Genomic DNA, 16690 nt, shown 5'->3' with positions numbered 1-16690 from the left:
GCATATTTTTGCCTCTATCGTTGTTTATTGTCACTCGGAGATAAATGTAATTTTGCTGTTTAACGGTGTTAGATGCAACACATAAGCGGGTATTTCCAGCGAGATTGATTAAATTTTAGTAACGACTCAGGTCGTTGCCATTTAAGATTCATTCACATTAAAGCTTCAGTTATCTCACGATAACCGTGTTAGGAAATTCTCACAAATTCATCGGGAATGAATTTGAACATCTGCACGAAGTATTTAAACGACTAAACTATGCTTTCCCGCCTTGAATTAGGCATAAATGGCTTAGTCCTGAACCGCTACTGTCTGTAGTGTATAAAGCATCTAAATTTTTTTGAGGTGCTGAATAGTTACAAATTTCATTGATTATCTGTGTGTTTTTCAAACACAATTTCGAGATAAGCGTCACAGGATTTAGCTTTATATGGGAGTATTTACAGATGTTTACATATCTTTACTTTTCTAACCTTGAATTAGACATATTAAGTCTTTATATCTAATAGTGTAGTTAGAATACTCTGACACAGTTTAGATAGGGTGAATTAATGAACAAGTTACTCCGCGCCTTTTTTGTATTATTAGCAGTCTCTTCACAGGCGAATGCCGCCCCGTTAAAGCTACCGGGGCATATCGATGCCACTAAGCTTTTACCCTTTAGCCAGCCGAACCGCAGACATAACCACAGTAAAGATCTTGCTGGTCTTTATGCTGTTCAGGCGTTTCAATCGAATGATATTAAACAGCCTTATAGTGAATTTAATCTGCTTTATCAAAATGCACTGGTGGGGCAAAGTGAATTAGAAATAATAACCGAAGGTATTACCTTAGCAACGGGCACCCATAGTTTTTCTTCCGGTGTAAAATCTCAACCGCGCGCATTGGATAAAATCAATCGTAAATTGGCGGGTAATAGTGATCAAATCACGGATTTGGCGCGCACTTCAATTGTCGCAAAAGATGTGCCTGCATTAATGAATGCCTTTGAATTAATTGAGCAAAAAACACAGATACTACGCATTAAAAATCGTTTTAAAACGCCGAGAGCTTCAGGTTACAGAGACTTGAATTTACTGGTACGTTTACCCGATAGCCAAATTGTTGCTGAAGTACAAATACATCTTGAAGCTTTCTCTGTGATTAAAAATGGAGAAGAGCACGATAACTATGAACAGATTCAACATATTGAACGTATGCAGTTAACAGAGAATCGCCCGTTAAGTGAAATAGAACAGGCGTCGATTAATAAACTAAGAACAGAATCTAAACAGATGTATCACACAGCATGGGACCAGTATTTGAGCGCCTAATAGGTTTGCTTATAAACAGGTAAATTTTATTCACAAAAGGAAACGATGATGCAAAACGAAAACGAAAATCAAAGTGAAAAAGAAACAACCATCAACGAAGAAAAAAAGCCGTGTTATAAAGACCGTAGCGTTTGGGTACGTGGCTTGTTTATGCTGCTGTTTGTCTTTTTGATGGGCATCGCTAAATTTGTCACGATGACGGTGGTATTATTACAGTTTTTATTGGTGTTATTTACCGGAAAGGTTAATGAAAATTTAGTGGTGTTTGGTAAAAGCTTGAGTGTTTATCAATATCTGGTGGTGTTATTTTTAACTTACAATAGCGAAGTCCAACCCTTCCCAATGGAAAGCTGGCCTAGCAGTGAGACTGAGATTAATAACGTTTAAAGAGATGGTTCATTGAGCACTATGAACAACTAAAGAGAAGGGCATTACCTTATTAGGTTTTGCCCTTTTTTATTTTATGCTACGTTTTTAAATTCAAAAAATAACTGCTCGAAGCCACTGTGTTAGACCAAGCAGTCTAAGGCCTAAGTTTGAAGTTAGACCAATTAGTTAATGTGTCGATGGTTTCACTCGGGGAAGGGGCGGTATAGGCTAATGCGATAATGGCTATTACGCTTAACAGAGTTAGGGTTTTATTTTTAAACTCAGCAAGTTTCATCGCACTACCAAACGAACGTTTAATTCTGACATTGCTTAAATCTACGCTGTATAACTCATCAAGTAATAAGTGCACAACACCACCCATAAAAAGAAAACCACCAGAAAGCCAGGCAATAAGTGAAGATTGGTCTGGCGTTTGAGGCGTTAGTCTCCAAATTACCTGCATGGTGAGCAGTGCCATCAAAAGTAGAAAAAAGAGTGAATGGCAGCTACCCCGGTGTACTGTGATTTTTTCAAAGATAGGCCTTATCAAATATCTCATGGCCGCGTAGACAAGCAGGGGAATCACAATGAGTTCAATAAAACTGATTTGTGTAAAACCCTCTGCGGTAATATAGCGGACGACAATCAGCACTGCGCTTAAGGCAAAGAGGTTAAAGATGGCATCAAGTGATGTTGAGTTATCGGAATCTACGTCCGGTAATAACCCGCCAATGGTGCCTAAAAACCATAACCACAGTGCGCTGTTGAGATTGATGTGTCCTGCGGATAAAAGCACGGCGGCGCCAAGTCCTGTTGTAACGGTGGCTACATTGAGGTGAGTATTAAAATTTGCCATTGTTTCTCTTGTTTAGAATATTTTGAGCGTATTCTATCAACTGTTGAAAAAATTGTGTCAATGAATACGTTTAACCTTTTCTGCCTGGCAGGGCTTATCTCTAAAACACCTCTTATTTTTAATGAGTTACGCTTTAATCTGCCCTATGAATGGGGGGCTAACAAAGCACGTTAGCTTAGATGGAAATATTAGCTTTCTAATCATCATTTAAACGGTATATTCAACTATCGCATTAGCTATTAATTGCAAGTAAGGATAACTATGTTAACGATGGAAAGCTTTGGTGTGCTGAATTATGTCACTTATTTAATCGGTGCATTACTTATTATTTTATTGCCTGGGCCCAATTCACTTTATGTATTGGCGCTTTCTGCAAACCAAGGTAAACGTATTGGTTGGACTGCGGTGGCTGGGGTATTACTTGGTGATTCTCTGCTTATTTTGGCAACGGCGTTAGGGGCGGTGACTATTCTTACAGCCTACCCAGCTATTTTTATGGTTATCAAATATGCGGGCGCAGCTTATCTGATTTATATCGGTTATCATTTAATTGCGGGAGCGATTAAGTCGTGGCGCCAAGTAGATGAACAGAGCCTTGAAAAGGCCGTTGAGAATAAAGCGACGACGGGTGGGAAAGCGTTCAGAAAAGCATTATTAGTTAGTTTATTAAACCCTAAAGCGATTCTGTTTTTTCTTTCATTCTTTGCTCAGTTTGTTGACCCGGCTTATCCACAACCGGTGATCCCTTTTTTGATATTAGCGTTAACGATTCAAGTGCTCAGTTTACTTTACCTGAGCTTACTTATTTACGCGGGCACAACATTGGCTGAAACCTTTAGAAAACGTAAGAAAATGAGTGCGGTTTCCGGCGGAGGTGTGGGTGTGGGGTTTGTCGCTTTCGCAATTAAACTTGCGTTGGCCAGTGCCGCACAATAAACACCTTATTTTCTGATTGTTTTTGAACTTTGCTTATGACGGTTGAATATTTCAATCAATAATAAGCAAAGCAGGGGCAAGATTAAGCGCGCTACCATCACTGTTGGTAGCGCGCTAATATTACGTGTTGATCTTCAACTGGTGTAAGTATCTGAGGTAACGCACTGATCTTTTTGCTTTTACGCTAGGCGAAAATTTCTCTCCAATCGCAAAACCACCGGGCTGAAGCCCTATATCGCGCATTAAATAATCATTGAGATACAGGTGTTCTAATCGTTGTGGGCGTTGCTGTTTACGTTTTTTGCGTAGCTCATTTTTAATATCAGCTTTGATCAAAGTAGTTGCAAGTATGAGGAATAGTGTTTGACGCATAACGTCGCTCCTTTTAATTTTAAAAAGAAGGTCTTAGATAAAAAGTGTTACTTGATAGAGAGAATGCTTTACTTATTAAGTCACTTTTTATCCGTGACCCAAAGTAAATTTAGATACGAATTTATCGCTGATGTTTTCCAATATGGGAAACAATAAAAAGATTAATTGAAATACATGAGCGCAACATGTTTGTGGTATTAAAAATTTTCATGGTGGCTCCTTTATTTCTCAGCAGTAAAATCGAAAGTATGATGTGTAAATAATAGTTAGGTCACTGGATGACTTAACATCGTATGTATATTAGACAGTTACTAAAATTAATCAACATAAAGTTTATGATTAATTGATTGTTTTTAATGAATTTTAAATGACTGTATTTATTGCGAGTAAAGTAAAAGATTAAATCTTTACATTGAATGCTAGTGGGCTGAAATGCTGGATGGTTTTAGATTTTCGAAAACGAGAAGTGTTGTAGGTATTAGTTATAAAGGGGGTGAAAGAGAATGTTATCAAATAATCGCTGTTGGATTAAGCTGCTATTTGATAACACTCTTTTCCTGAGTGTTTTGCTTTGCGGTTGAATGAACCTTTACCTTTTTTAGCTTTGACGACTCTCATGCAAAAAATCTTACTGGTTACCAGCGCACCTAATGCAGAATGATTGATCGTGCCACGTGCAAGGTCGGCTTGTTTTGGTACTTGTGGTGCATTTTCATTTGAGACTTTTAGTCTCTTTTTCTGTTTAGCCATTCGTTGTTTCTCCTTTTAAGCTTCAAGAATTCTAGCACCTTAATCCGCCGAGCACTATCACTGTTCGTGACTGTTTTTATTCTTTTTTAGACTGTTTGTTTTGATTCATATTCATTTTAATTCTGAGTGGTTTAACTGCCTGTGTATTACGTTTTTAGAAGCTTGTAGAGGTATTCTCAGTTAAGAGGTTATTTTATTTACGATTAATATTGATCGCGGTTATGGCCCTTTAAAACGCCCTCTAATATTAATAATATGAGCTGAAATTATCAGTCGATGAGAGAACAAAGGAGATGACAATGCTTTATTCATAATAAAGCAGGCCAAGCAATGAATCTGGCTGGCTGATGAGCAGAAAGGTAAACCTGGTGAGAAACAGAGAAAACACGCTCACTAACAAATACCCCTTTAGTCACTTCTAAAGGAGTATTTTCTCAAGTATTCATTAGCATTATTTAAAATTCGATGCCCTAGGCAAGATACAGGCCTTGACTTCAAATGGACAATACCTAATCTTTAATCGCTATTTCTTTTTAAAGGATGGACTCCATGACGGCACCTGCGATATCAAATAACCTCACCGCGCTTATAGGTAATACCGACCTATTGCGTATTAATAGCCTTTCAGAGTTAACCGGTTGTGACATTTTATTAAAATGTGAGCAACAAAACCCAGGAGGCTCAATTAAAGACAGAGCCGCACTGCAGCTAGTCCAAGATGCAATTAGTAGTGGTAAGCTCAAACCGGGTATGACCATAGTGGAAGGTACGGCGGGTAATACTGGCATTGGACTCGCTCTGGTGGCTAAGGCGCTAGGTTATAAAATGTTAGTGGTGATGCCCAAGGGGCAAGCCATCGAAAAAGAAAAAATGATTAGGTTGTACGATGCACAATTAAAGTTGGTTAATGCCTGCCCATTTGCCAATCCCGAACATTTCTACCATACGGCAAAACGCTTAGGTGAATCTAATGATAGCTATTGGTGGGCAGATCAGTTTGAAAACACCAGTAATTGTAAAGCACATTATGAAAATACGGGGCCAGAAATTTGGCAACAAACCTCGGGTAAAATTGACGCATTGGTTTCTGTTGCTGGCACTGGTGGCACTATCGCTGGTAATTCTCGTTATTTATCGGAAAAAAATAATCAGCTGCAAACTTGGTTAGTTGATCCTGATGGTTCAGGGATTTATGCTTATCTCAAAGCAGGGCAATACACTTCGACGGGCAGTTCTTTTACTGAAGGTATTGGCATTATGCGTAGTGTTGCTAATTTTCGTCAGGCAAAAATAAACAAAGCAATCACTTTACCTGATCAAGATCTTGTGACGATTTCTCGTCATATTAGGGAGCTTGATGGTATTACATTAGGCAGTAGTTCGGCGCTAAATGTTGCCGGAGCATTATATGCAGCTGCAAAAATGGGTAAGGGTAAAACCATCGTAACTTTTCATTGCGATCTTGCTGAACGCTCTAATGAAAAACTCTATAATTCAGATTTTCTTGCCAGTAAAAACATCACTGAACAGGGGGAGTCATTAGCTGATTTATTTGCCCGTTATCAAGCTGAATTAGAAAGTAATACGGTATTGGTCAGATCGTAAAGTACAATATTTACTCTATTAAGTTCACTGTCTTTAACTAAGAAACACAGGCATCGCATTTTTAATAACGCACTTTATTGTAACTATTTTTTTTTTTGCGAGCGCATTGCCCGTTGCTGCTAATGGCTACAAAAGTTTCTTTTATCGCAATGAATTACCTAAGTTAACCAAACAGTTAGTTGATGCGATAGCAGTAATTTGTAACGTTGAAAATGAGTTAAGTGACGAGACGTTACTTACTCGCGGACTGCCTGAAGTTGCTTAGAGAAGAAGCGTTTTTGTTCAGTAGAAGAAGCGTGTTGTTACGCACTGATAATAACGCTACATCAATGCTCACAATTATTATGCCTCGAATAAAAAAGGTATTAAATTGAAAATTTTATGGTATTAGTTGCTATTTAACCTGATGTAATAGGGCACTTCGCTTTTGAACAAGCGAAGTATCGATAAATTAAATACTTATCTCGTCTATCATCAGTTAAAATGGCGCACATATGTAGTTATAAATTATTCGAGCTCGCTTATTTAGTCGACCAGAGTCTAAATAAGCGAGCTAACAGCCAAATATAAAAGGTAATAAAATCAAATGAGCAGCACTAGTATTCAGTGGTTCCCCGGGCATATGCACAAAGCGCATAAAGAGATTAAAGAAGTATTACCCCAGGTTGATATTATTATCGAAGTCGTTGATGCACGTATTCCTTACAGCAGCGAAAATCCGCTGATCGCTTCGATTCGTGAAAAAACACCCTGTATTAAAGTATTAAATAAATCTGACCTTGCTGATCCTGAAATCACAGACATGTGGGTTGAATACATGGAACAGGAAGAGGGCATTAAAGCGCTGGCTATTACCACTAATAAACCAGAGCAAGTACATCAAATCACGAAACTTTGTGAAAAGATGTTACCGAATCGTTTAAGCCAAGATAAGCAAATTCGCGCGATGATCATGGGTATTCCTAATGTCGGTAAATCGACTATTATCAACATTTTAGCGGATCGTATTATTGCTAAAACAGGTAATGAGCCCGCGGTAACAAAGAACCAACAACGTATACGTTTACCTTGTGGCATCATGCTTTCTGATACACCTGGGTTTTTGTGGCCAAAAATTGAAAATCAAGACTCTGCTTACCGTTTAGCATTAACGGGTGCGATAAAAGATACTGCGATTGAATATGAAGACATTGCTTATTATGCAGCTGACTATTTAATTAAACATTATCCTGATCGTCTAAAAGCACGTTATGAACTTGAAACGGTGCCTGATACTGACCATGAGCTAATGGAAGCGATTGCATTACGTCGAGGCTGTTTACGTGCGGGTGGTCATTTTGATATCTATAAAGTGTCGACTATTTTACTCAACGAGTTACGCGCAGGCGCATTAGGTCCTATCAGTGTTGAAACACCAGAAATGGCTGCCGTTGAAAAAGTAGAAGTGGTTAAACTGATGGCTAAACAAGCTGAAGAAAAAATCGCTAAAAAAGAAGCACGTAGACGTAGAAGTCGTAAAAATAGATAATCGTTAACGCTCAAATAATACTATGCTAACCCTGTTAGCGTAGTATTTTTTTATATTGCTCCTACTTTCATTTAAAACTCTCTTCTCAAAAAGAATAAATTTACTACTTTCCGTTTGTTGTTAAATAGATACATTAGTTGAACTAATACCTATTTCTACCAATCTCTCGATTAAAATAAAGCGTTTGTTGCTATGATATCTTCAGTAGATAATAACATTAGGCATAAAACCCATGAAAATAATAAAAAAAGCATACCTACTTCCGTTTTTAGTTAGCCCATTTGCAATGGCAGATGATGGTATTGAGTACGGTGATTATCGTGCAGCTAATACGCCTGTTAATTACAGCTTCATTAATTTAGAAGTGGGTAATAAATCTTTTGAAGAGCTTGATAACGATATGATGGTTGCACGCGTTAGTGGGCAAACGTTACTCAATGACTCATTTATTTTTAAATTGGGTTATCAAGCAGATCTTTTAGATGAAGCAAATGACGGTACAGAGATCTCATATCAAGATAACTTAGCTAATATTGGTGTGGGCTGGCGTTATCCTCTCTTTAAAACAACGGATATCGAAGTCGACGGGCACTTACTCTATAACTGGAATGATGGCGTGCTAAATAATGACGTGGAGCAGAGTGATCTTGGTTATCGTGTTGGTATTGCTATTAATCAGGGGATTGGTGATAGCTTTGATATGACTTTGGGTATTAACCACACAGAAATTGCTGATCGCAGCATCACGGCCGCCGAACTTTCGTTTACCCAATATATTACAGAATATGTGGGCATTGGTATTAATGGTCATATGGCCAAGCGAGATGATTTGTTAGGGGATCTTAATTACATTGGCGTTCATATGAAACTCGCTTTTTATTAAATAGGTTAACCCATTAATATCTCAAAGAGAATACCCTCATGCGGTGTTTTCTTTGTTTCTCTGCTCATTTGTTGTCTGTCTTTACTACCTTGATTAAACCTCATTTCCTGGCTTATCTGCTGCATTCTGCCCATAACATTATCTATCTTTAAGTGAACACTAAAAAATAGGCAAAAAAAATGGCAAACCCGTAAAGGTTTACCATTTTTTCAAGATTCATTTAGCGCGAGCGCTAAATCATTGCAGCTTAAAGAGCTACGATGTTTTCAGCGTTTGGTCCTTTTTGACCTTGGCTTACTGTGAATTCTACTTTTTGGCCTTCAGCTAAAGTTTTGAAACCTTCGCTTGCAATTGCAGAGAAATGTGCGAATACATCTGGACCAGACTCTTGCTCGATGAAACCAAAACCTTTAGATTCGTTGAACCACTTAACTGTACCTTGAACTTTAGACATAATAATATCCTGTAACTTTAATTTTTGAATGCCTTTAATAGGCTTGAATAGCGTAAAAACAGACTGGTACTTAAAAACTACAGTACGTGTATTATTAATAAAACAACGAAATGAAGAATGTAAACAAAAGGCTTTCTTTCCTGCTGAGGGGCACTATATAGATTTAAAGATGGCTGTCAAGCTAGCTTCTTAAAAATAAAGAAGGAAATTATAACTTTGTTTTAATTGAATAAATAAGCAACAGCTCAGTATTAAAACCGTTCTAATTAGGGTACAAAAAACAGCCGTTATATTATTATCACTAGCAAAGCAGAGAAATGTAAAGATACTCTATCACTGCTCTGCTCGTTGGAATTTAAGCCATTTAAGCCATTTAAGGCACTAAACTGCGTTTTCCAACCTATTTACCTTTCTTTTCCTGTTTTTAAACGCACTGTGTTAGATATTCCCTTTTAGGGGGGGGATAAAACAGAGGTCTCATTTCTCTTGCCACTAGTGCGACCATAAAACCTTATTGTTTTATTAATCTCTGCTTAAATATAAGCAGACGAATTTAGTACCACTTAAATAAGTTCAAAAGCAATCAACCATAAAGGCACAAAGAAAAGCTGAAGATCGTTATCTTGTTCTCTCCGGAACGAAGTCGCTTAGTAGCCGTCTATTAGTTTAATAGTCATATTTCTAATTTTTCTGAATCACAAAGTGATGTCTTTTTTGAGTGGGTCCGAAAACTTATAAGGTGTTGAGCGTGCAGTATTGAATGACTGTCATCACCCATCGAGGAAAAAACCAGGCAATAGCAATAGTCGCAGGGCTAACGAGTGAAAAGAACACGATTAATAATGCATGATTGATCATTGTTATTGGAATAAGCCGGCTACTCAGTTAAACATCGCAATCAAATATCAAATATCAAATGAAATCAGGTCAAAAAAAAATTAGTTTAATGATGTCGTTTGAACTGGCTTGAACTGGCTTGAACTGGCTTGAAAGGGTACGTCCTGATTATAAGTGTGAATAGAGGTATAAGGGTGACAGAGGAGGGGGAGGATAATTGAGTTCCCTGAGTAAAATGTTTTATGTTTGTTTTTTGAACAGTGTTGACTTTTTTTTTTGATTCTATATAGTGCTCTTCAGCAACAAAGAAAGCCTTTTGTTTACAATCTTAATATCGTAGTTTTAGTTATAATACCACGCTCTGTAAGTTTTTAAGTTTCAGTCTGTTTTTTACGCTATTTAAGCCTGTTAAAGGCAATTCAACAATAAATTAAATATCATAGGATAATATTATGTCTAAAGTTCAAGGTACAGTTAAGTGGTTCAACGAATCTAAAGGTTTTGGTTTCATCGAGCAAGAATCTGGTCCAGATGTATTCGCACATTTCTCTGCAATCGCAAGCGAAGGTTTCAAAACTTTAGCTGAAGGCCAAAAAGTAGAATTCACAGTAAGCCAAGGTCAAAAAGGACCAAACGCTGAAAACATCGTAGCTCTTTAAGCTGCAATGATTTAACGCTAGCGTTAAATAGATTTTGAAAAAATGGTAAACCTTTACGGGTTTGCCATTTTTTTTGTCTAAATTTATTCAAACGTGGTGGTTAGGTGGTTAATAGGCCTTGTTTATAACAATCCCACTAGTTTTTTTTCAGGGGCAGTAAGTTAATTTCTCGATAAGCTTCGGTATTGGCTTGGCGAGATACCCACTAACTTTTTGAAATAACGGCCCATGTGGCTTTGATTCGCAAAACCACACTGCAACGCAATCTCCGATACACTTTCTAATTTAGCGCATAAGCGTAACTTCACTTGTTCTATTCTGATGGCTAATAAATACGCTTGTGGTGTTTGTGCATGGCTTTGTTTAAACATTCTGCAAAAATGATACTCACTCAATTGTGCAAGAGTGGCTAATTCAGCAAGATAAATCTGTCGGTGAAAGTTTGCCTGCATAAAATCACAGACTAATGTGGCCACTTTAGGTGATAATCCCCCCTTGATTGGGGCTGTGGTGCGAGTGATCCCCATATTCTGTAACATCGACACTAAAATAGTGTTGGTCACTTGTTCCATTGCAAGGTGATCATTGGCCCAATCACTGGTTGCCATGCAATGACGAAATAATGCTTCGGTTGCGACATCGTTAGTAAAGGTTAATTCTGGCAGTTGCAACATACGTGGATCAATATCAAAGACTTTTAACGCGAGCTGCTTGAGATAATCATCGGTGAAGTATAGGTGCATGAATTGCTGTGTTTGACCCAGTTGCCAATGGCTTTCTGAATCTTTAGGCATTAAACAAAATTTACCCGGCGCGCCAAATCCTGCACTCACATCTGTACGATGCGTTTCATAACCGCCTGATAGATACAAGCTCAAGGTATGTTGCTGTTTATTCGCATAATATAAGCGGTCATGTTCATTTTGATAATGCGCCCATGACAATGACTCTGTTAATGACGTTTGTCGTAAACAGATTTTGCTCGCAGAGTGCTCAAAACTGGTGGCGCGTGTTTTTATTGGCGTTAAGGCGTTCTCTGACTTTGGGTCGATGACTGATTTTATTAAAGGCATCAGAAAATATTACCATTAAAGTCAGATAGCTCAATGCACCGCATAGCCAATGTAGACATTAAAGCGCAATATTGTGTTAGTTTTACCGAGATCGTGATATTTCAACGAGGATAAAATCGCCATTATGTTCCTTAATCAATTTATGAAGGAACACTTATGACTGCATTACTCTATGTTTCAATGGTATTTATCTGGGGATTATCATGGATATCCATCAAGTGGCAACACGGTGATGTGCCAATGGAAGTCTCTATCTTTTATCGTTTTGCTATTGCCGCGATCATCATGTTTGTTGTCGGTAAACTGTGGCGCAAACTACAACCGGTAAAGCGCCAAGACCAACCTTTTATCATGTTACAAGGCGTGTGTTTGTTTTGTTGTAATTTTCTCGCCTTTTATAGTGCCACACTGTATATCCCAAGTGGTTTAGTGGCTGTTTTTATGGCATCGGCGCCCATTTTTAATGCCTTTCATAGCAAGTTGTTTTACCAAACCAAAACCAGTGCTAATTTTTGGCTTGGAGCAGTGCTAGGTCTTGCGGGTATTAGTTTGCTATTTGCGGGCGACTTGCTTAAAACAGATTGGTCGCAGAATACTTTGTATGGTTTGTTGTTCGCGCTGCTGGGGACTTGGTGTTTCTCTATCGGTAATATGTTGAGCATACGTAATACCAAAAATAACATTCAGCCTTTTACCGCCAATTGTTATGCAATGACTTATGGTTGTGCTGCCTTGTTATTGATCATCCTAGCCCGAGGGATAAGCTTTGAATTTACCTTCTCGACGCAATATATCGGCAGCTTATTGTATCTCGCTATTCCTGCGTCAGTGCTTGGTTTTACCTGTTATCTCATTTTAGTTGATCGTTTAGGAGCAAGTAACGCGGCTTATATTCTGGTATTAACGCCCATTGTGGCGTTAAGTGCTTCGGCGGTATATGAAGATTATCATTGGACGCTCTATTCAACATTAGGCTTATTATTCGTCATATTAGGTAATGTATTAACGCAACGTAAGAAACCGATATTAAGGCGTGTTAAAGCTGCTTTGTTACCTGTAAGTTAATCATTTAGACAAAAAGTGGTAGGGGTGTTATTTGGTTTTTTATGGCGGTTAATAGGGTTTGTTTATGGGAGGGAATTTGTTGGAAATTTTAACAAATAATAGCTGAACCTTTTTCTGAATAAGCTGTTAAACTGTCGCCATAAAAACAACGCTTGAAATGTCAAAATAGGAATATAAATGCTAGTAGTAGATTACCAGAGTAAGAGTTATCGTCGATTTTTAGAAGATATGGCACTTATTGCAAAACACAAAACGCGTTTTCTGATCACGTTAAATGGTGGCAGTGCGAGTGAACTAGCGTCTGTTGTGCAAGACTTTACATCAAATGCAAACAGTACAGTACAGTATACAAATGCGATTAGTGAGAAAGCGTCAGAGGCAAGTGTCACTGAATTATTTGGCGACGTGCGTACTAGTCGAAATATGTTATTGCTAGAAAAATCGGATTTGTTATTTGATAAAAAAACCGATGTAAAACATTCACACGAACGTGATAACGGTTTTGATCTTAATAACTTATTTAAAAATATTGCTAAACATAACGGTATTGTTATTTTAGCGACAGAAGAAAAACAAACACTGAGCTCTACTATGTCTACTAAAGTTGACGTATTAGTTCGCTTCCGTGATTTAGCTTAGTCATCTAACTATTTATTAAGGCGGTTGTTAATGGAAGTTAACGAGGGTTAATGAACGTTAATAAAAGCCTATAATAGTTATTCGTCTTCTGTTGTGAGTTTATTACTCATCAACAGAAGCGTTAAATACCTACTTTCCTTCTTACCTTTACACCTACAAATCCACATTATCTTACTATCGTAACGAGGTAGGGCGTGAACTACGCAATATTAAAGCGCGACTTATATAATTCTTGAAGTGTTTGCGAACGATCTTTATAACCAATCTCATCACCAATAACGACGGTTATTTTCAAGTCTTTATTCATGTTTTTCAACGAATCTTGTAATACTTCATTAGCATTAGTTTTAATAAAGATGGGTAATATCGGCAATCTGTTTTTCATTGCGATGATTTGAGAGCCTTCTTTAAATTCAGCTAATGTTTGATCGCTCTTATTACGTGTCCCTTCAGCGAAAACACTAATAGAGTAACCATTACTCACATTACCTTTAATGTCAGTGAAAAACGCGCTCATTTGTCTTGATTCTCTGTCTAGTAATACCGTGCCAGCATTTCTGGTAAACATGCCAAAGAAAAACGAATTATAAAGTTCTTTTTTCGCTATCCATAAACTGTTAATGCCTTTATCTTTTAAAGCAATCTCAACCACTAAAGGGTCAATAATACTGCGATGATTCGAGACGATCAGGTATTGCCCCCCTTGAATAGCTTTCTCCGCACCTTCAACCTCAATATTAATCTTTAAGCGTGCTAATAATATTTCAGCATATTCTAAGCGCTGTTTAGTCATTTCGGCCGCTGTATGTTCTTTTCTTAGCCTAAGACCGAATTTATTGGTTAAATAAAGTGCGTATAGTGCTTGTTTAATTTGATTCAGTGTCAAGAAAGCTCCAGAAATTCACGGTAGTGTAATGGCAGTATCATAGCAGTATCGTTAGCAGGCAGGTTTTTAATTTGGGCTGTCTGGGCATTTAACTTAACCTTTGGCCTATATTAGTTACGGGATTGACCTAATTTTTGTTAATTGTTAGTTTTAAAGTGATCAGAAGGCATTGATTTTAGATAACTAAGCAATAACAACCTTATGTTAGTGAGGTTAATACAACAGAGGAGGCATACTAGAGGAGGGGGGAACTACGGCAGCACATTATAATTGAAAATGCTTTTAGCGCTCCCAAATACGTATTGCTATCGCGTTGTTCCCTATCCCCACTATTATTTCAATAAAAAACGAACACGAAGAAACAAATAGCCAAGATTTAATTTTCTTTTTAACCTTCTTTTTTTTTCGTGCCTTCTTGGTTAATTTCTTTTGAATTTATTTAAATTGTTTAATCGTATTTATAATTCGCTTGCCCTGGGGGAGGAGACTCACCTTATTATCTTCGTGCCTTCTATGCCTTCATACCTTGATGGGTAATGGCTTTGGTACTTATTAGTTGCACCTAAGCCACACTAGACCTGTCTGGTTATATTTATAATGAGTTTGATAGTAGGGAATGAATAATATTTCTTTGTGTGTTTTTTAAACGCCTGTTGACATCCTGTCTGAATTCTATATTATGCACGTCAGCAGGAAAGAAAGCCTTTTGTTTACAATCTTAATGTCGTAGTTTTATTCATAATACCACGTAATGTAGTTTTTAAGTTTCAGTCTGTTTTTACGCTAGTCATGCCTATTAAGGCAATTTTAAATTAAAGTTACAGGAATAATATTATGTCTAAAGTTCAAGGTACAGTTAAGTGGTTTAACGAATCTAAAGGTTTTGGTTTCATCGAGCAAGAATCTGGTCCAGATGTATTTGCACATTTCTCTGCAATCGCAAGCGAAGGTTTCAAAACTTTAGCTGAAGGCCAAAAAGTTGAATTCACAGTAAGCCAAGGTCAAAAAGGACCAAACGCTGAAAACATCGTAGCTCTTTAAGCTGCAATGATTTAACGCTTAGCGTTAAATGAATTTAGAAAATGGTGAACCTTTTGGGTTTGCCATTTTTTTTGCTCTTTTTTTAGGGATAGACTCGATAAGACTAAGCGCACTAAATATGTGATCTTGTATTACCTAGGAAAAAAAGCGCAGCAAGTCATGCATTATTCTCCTTTCACAAAATTATCCGTTTCCATTATCCGTGTCCACCAGCCTGGTTGAGCACATATTAAATTCTTCAGTTGTTATAACTCTCAATTCATTAATGATCCAAACCTAGCCAATAAAAAATAATCTTTAGAGATAAGTTGCTGTAAAGAATTGTACTTTCTTTAAAAGCATTTCTTTTATCAACTGTCATTGATCTATTCGTTGTTCTGCTTTTTAGTTTTACTTGTTGTTATAAGCGCTGAGTAGAAACATTATAAAAATATAAAATCGATAAAGTAAAAATAAAAGTATCGGGTGATTGTGTAGGGTGTGATACCTGTGTATATTGCAGGTGAAATAAAAAACTTAATTAATTTGATCACTTAATAAAGCCGATACCTAATGCCTAAGCTCGACACTAAGCAAGACAAAACACAACATAAAAATGCCACAACCACACCCGAAATTCGTGCATTTATCCATGAATCTGACCTCGCTACCGCCGTACTTGCTCGTTTATTGAAAGTTTCTGAGTCTACAGTACGTAAATGGCGCAAACGAGAATGCACAGATGACGTTTCAAACCTGCCCAAACAACTCAATACTACGCTGACATTGGCACAACAATATGTTGTGGTGCATTTGCGTTTGAGGTTAAAGCTTTCCCTTGATGAACTGCTTACTGTGTGTAAAGAGTTTATTAATTCAAATACCTCGCGTGCTGGTTTACAGCGATGCTTAAAACGCCATGGTGTTTCTCGCCTTGCCGATATGCAGGAATTTGATGATACGGATTCTGAAGCAAGTTATGTGCAGGTGGCGATTGAAGAGAGTCTTTCAAGTGAAGTGATTAATTCGGTGGTATCACCACAAGCGATGAGTGATTTCCTAAATCAAATGCGTCAACAGATGGGAGAAGCAGAAGATCAATCACAAGTATTAAGTGCATTGGATGTGGTTCAGGTTTACCTGATCACACTGCCTGATTTCCCAAGCCCTCAAGGTTCAACAGCCGCAACACATCAAACAGAACAAAAAACATCACTGTTAATGGCCCACGATCTCACCAGTAATTGGATTTATGTGGATCTTTATAACGATGATGATTATCAAGCCGCACAGCGTTACGTCAGCTACGTATTAGAAAAAGCCCCGTACCATATACGCCGTGTTTTAGTGAAAAATTATAATGAATTTTTAAGCCGTTTTCGGTTATTAGAAGATAAAAATAATTCTGAAATAATAACTGTTAATGCAAGCAAATTTTAATTGGA

General features: G+C 37.5%; 18 protein-coding genes. 12 read left to right on the top strand and 6 right to left on the bottom strand.

All coding sequences use genetic code 11. The features are described from left to right. Positions 1-551 precede the first annotated feature (551 nt). Positions 552-1313: a RelA/SpoT domain-containing protein gene (locus CXF74_RS10550; RefSeq protein WP_101082409.1), complete on the top strand. Its 762-nt coding sequence runs from the start codon at positions 552-554 to the stop codon at positions 1311-1313. Positions 1314-1361: 48 nt separating this feature from the next. Continuing rightward, positions 1362-1700, top strand: a complete 339-nt coding sequence (locus tag CXF74_RS10545) for a DUF4389 domain-containing protein (protein ID WP_101082408.1) — start codon at positions 1362-1364, stop codon at positions 1698-1700. Between the two features lie 136 nt (positions 1701-1836). On the opposite strand, the gene CXF74_RS10540 is transcribed toward CXF74_RS10545, so the two are convergent. Further along, the gene (locus tag CXF74_RS10540) at positions 1837-2538 is read right to left on the bottom strand and encodes a metal-dependent hydrolase (protein ID WP_101082407.1); all 702 of its coding nucleotides are present in this window, start codon (positions 2536-2538) and stop codon (positions 1837-1839) included. Between the two features lie 261 nt (positions 2539-2799). On the opposite strand from CXF74_RS10540, the gene leuE reads away from it, so the two are divergent. Beyond that, entirely contained in the window at positions 2800-3474 is a 675-nt protein-coding gene (gene leuE, locus CXF74_RS10535) for a leucine efflux protein LeuE (protein WP_198552830.1), read from the top strand. 120 nt (positions 3475-3594) lie between these two features. Here the strand turns inward: leuE and CXF74_RS10530 are convergent, their stop codons facing one another. Beyond that, entirely contained in the window at positions 3595-3846 is a 252-nt protein-coding gene (locus CXF74_RS10530; protein WP_101082406.1) for a DUF1127 domain-containing protein, read from the bottom strand. Positions 3847-4374: 528 nt separating this feature from the next. Continuing rightward, positions 4375-4596, bottom strand: a complete 222-nt coding sequence (locus tag CXF74_RS10525; RefSeq protein WP_101082405.1) for an alternative ribosome-rescue factor A — start codon at positions 4594-4596, stop codon at positions 4375-4377. A gap of 549 nt (positions 4597-5145) precedes the next feature. On the opposite strand from CXF74_RS10525, the gene CXF74_RS10520 reads away from it, so the two are divergent. The 4 genes from CXF74_RS10520 to CXF74_RS10510 all read left to right on the top strand — a co-directional run bounded on the left by CXF74_RS10520 (position 5146) and on the right by CXF74_RS10510 (position 8612). After that, positions 5146-6201 (top strand): cysteine synthase A, encoded by a 1056-nt coding sequence (locus CXF74_RS10520; protein ID WP_101082404.1) that lies wholly within the window; start codon positions 5146-5148, stop codon positions 6199-6201. A gap of 106 nt (positions 6202-6307) precedes the next feature. Continuing rightward, positions 6308-6466, top strand: a complete 159-nt coding sequence (locus CXF74_RS21940; protein ID WP_157822377.1) for a hypothetical protein — start codon at positions 6308-6310, stop codon at positions 6464-6466. Positions 6467-6787: 321 nt separating this feature from the next. After that, positions 6788-7729 carry a ribosome biogenesis GTPase YlqF gene (ylqF, locus tag CXF74_RS10515; RefSeq protein ID WP_101082403.1) on the top strand — a complete coding sequence of 314 codons (942 nt, stop codon included), beginning with the start codon at positions 6788-6790 and terminating at the stop codon, positions 7727-7729. Between the two features lie 232 nt (positions 7730-7961). Further along, entirely contained in the window at positions 7962-8612 is a 651-nt protein-coding gene (locus CXF74_RS10510; protein WP_101082402.1) for a hypothetical protein, read from the top strand. A 247-nt stretch (positions 8613-8859) separates the two neighbouring features. On the opposite strand, the gene CXF74_RS10505 is transcribed toward CXF74_RS10510, so the two are convergent. Continuing rightward, entirely contained in the window at positions 8860-9066 is a 207-nt protein-coding gene (locus tag CXF74_RS10505; RefSeq protein ID WP_101082397.1) for a cold-shock protein, read from the bottom strand. A 1289-nt stretch (positions 9067-10355) separates the two neighbouring features. Here CXF74_RS10505 and CXF74_RS10500 point away from each other — a divergent pair. Beyond that, positions 10356-10562: a cold-shock protein gene (locus CXF74_RS10500; RefSeq protein WP_101082397.1), complete on the top strand. Its 207-nt coding sequence runs from the start codon at positions 10356-10358 to the stop codon at positions 10560-10562. A 161-nt stretch (positions 10563-10723) separates the two neighbouring features. Here the strand turns inward: CXF74_RS10500 and CXF74_RS10495 are convergent, their stop codons facing one another. After that, positions 10724-11635 carry a helix-turn-helix domain-containing protein gene (locus CXF74_RS10495; RefSeq protein ID WP_101082401.1) on the bottom strand — a complete coding sequence of 304 codons (912 nt, stop codon included), beginning with the start codon at positions 11633-11635 and terminating at the stop codon, positions 10724-10726. Positions 11636-11791: 156 nt separating this feature from the next. On the opposite strand from CXF74_RS10495, the gene CXF74_RS10490 reads away from it, so the two are divergent. Continuing rightward, the gene (locus tag CXF74_RS10490) at positions 11792-12700 is read left to right on the top strand and encodes a DMT family transporter (RefSeq protein ID WP_101082400.1); all 909 of its coding nucleotides are present in this window, start codon (positions 11792-11794) and stop codon (positions 12698-12700) included. A 177-nt stretch (positions 12701-12877) separates the two neighbouring features. Further along, positions 12878-13339, top strand: coding sequence for a hypothetical protein (locus CXF74_RS10485; RefSeq protein ID WP_101082399.1), 462 nt, complete (start codon positions 12878-12880; stop codon positions 13337-13339). A gap of 199 nt (positions 13340-13538) precedes the next feature. On the opposite strand, the gene CXF74_RS10480 is transcribed toward CXF74_RS10485, so the two are convergent. Further along, positions 13539-14225: a lysophospholipid acyltransferase family protein gene (locus CXF74_RS10480; RefSeq protein ID WP_101082398.1), complete on the bottom strand. Its 687-nt coding sequence runs from the start codon at positions 14223-14225 to the stop codon at positions 13539-13541. 834 nt (positions 14226-15059) lie between these two features. On the opposite strand from CXF74_RS10480, the gene CXF74_RS10475 reads away from it, so the two are divergent. Together CXF74_RS10475 and CXF74_RS10470 are read left to right on the top strand one after the other, a co-directional pair. Further along, a complete protein-coding gene (locus CXF74_RS10475) occupies positions 15060-15266 on the top strand; it encodes a cold-shock protein (protein WP_101082397.1) in 207 nt (68 codons plus the stop codon). A 552-nt stretch (positions 15267-15818) separates the two neighbouring features. Continuing rightward, a complete protein-coding gene (locus CXF74_RS10470) occupies positions 15819-16685 on the top strand; it encodes a transcriptional regulator (RefSeq protein ID WP_101082396.1) in 867 nt (288 codons plus the stop codon). Positions 16686-16690: the final 5 nt, after the last annotated feature.

Origin of the sequence: Psychromonas sp. Urea-02u-13 (assembly GCF_002835995.1) — a bacterium.
In the GTDB taxonomy this organism is placed as follows: Bacteria; Pseudomonadota; Gammaproteobacteria; order Enterobacterales; family Psychromonadaceae; genus Psychromonas.
Note: the sequence above shows the minus strand (reverse complement) of the source record. Positions and strands in the feature narration are given on the sequence as shown.